This window comes from Winogradskyella pacifica (assembly GCF_013403915.1).
Classification (GTDB): domain Bacteria; phylum Bacteroidota; class Bacteroidia; order Flavobacteriales; family Flavobacteriaceae; genus Winogradskyella; species Winogradskyella pacifica.
Map to the genome: position 1 here is coordinate 1 of NZ_JABFDI010000053.1, position 1,116 is coordinate 1,116.

1 protein-coding gene is annotated in these 1,116 nt (G+C 64.6%); it reads left to right on the forward strand.

Translation table 11 applies throughout. The features are described 5' to 3' along the window. Nucleotides 1-13: 13 nt before the first annotated feature. Nucleotides 14-1,116 (forward strand): DDE-type integrase/transposase/recombinase (locus HM984_RS18020; protein WP_179350108.1); only part of this gene is annotated, 1,103 nt, incomplete at its 3' end.

Here is a 1,116-nt window from a genome sequence, read left to right on the forward strand (position 1 = left end):
GTGGTGGCCGACAATGTCGGAGGAGAAAGAGCGGGAACGGCGTCAGAAGGTAGGACTGTTTCGGTATCAGTTGATCTGCCCGGCGCTCGATACCGGATTGTCGACGAAGACCCGCGGGAAGATGGTGCGTGAGATCGCGTCCCGGGAGCACACCGACCCGTTCGGGTCGGAGGTGCGGTATTCGCGGGACACCCTCGATCGGTGGATCCGCCGGTACAACACCGACGGATTCGACGCTCTCATGCCCTCGACCCGGCAGGCCACCGTGCGCACCGATTCCGTAGTCCTCGAGATGGCAGCTGCACTCAAACGGGAGAACCCGGCCAGGACAGCAGCTCAGGTGCAGCGGATCCTGCGGGCATCAGCTGGGTGGTCACCGTCGGAATCGACGCTGCTGCGGCACTTCCACCGCCTGGAGCTCATTGGACCCGCGGCGGGCCAGACGCCGCCGGTGTTCGGGCGGTTCGAAGCGGAACACCCCAACGACCGCTGGACCGGGGATGCGTTGCACGGCCCGAAAGTCGGCGGGCGGAAAACATATCTGTTCGCGTTCCTCGACGATCACTCCCGGCTGCTGACGGGATACCGGTTCGGGTTCTCCGAAGACACGGTGCGGTTGGGGGTGGCGTTGGAGCCGGCGCTGGCTGCACGCGGGGTCCCGGGGTCGGTTTACGTCGACAACGGGTCCGCGTTCGTCGATGCATGGCTGCTGCGGGCATGCACGAAACTTGCTGTCCGGTTGGTGCATTCTACCCCTCATCGCCCGCAAGGGCGGGGGAAGATCGAACGATTCTTCCGCACTGTCCGTGAGCAGTTCCTCGTCGAAATCGTCGACACCACTCCCGAGCAGTTGACCGAAGCCGGAACCGATCACCGCGCAGCGCTACTCGAGCTGAACCGGTTGTTCACCGGATGGGTGGAGACCGAATATCACCGGCGGGTCCATTCCGAGACCGGGCAGTGCCCACTGGATCGGTGGGAGGCAGGCTGGACGCGGCTGGGCCGCACCGCGGCGATGGCGACAGCAGCCGATCTGACCGAAGCATTTCTGTGGTCCGAATATCGGACGGTGACCAAGACCGCGACAGTGTCGCTGCACGGCAACAGCTACGAAGT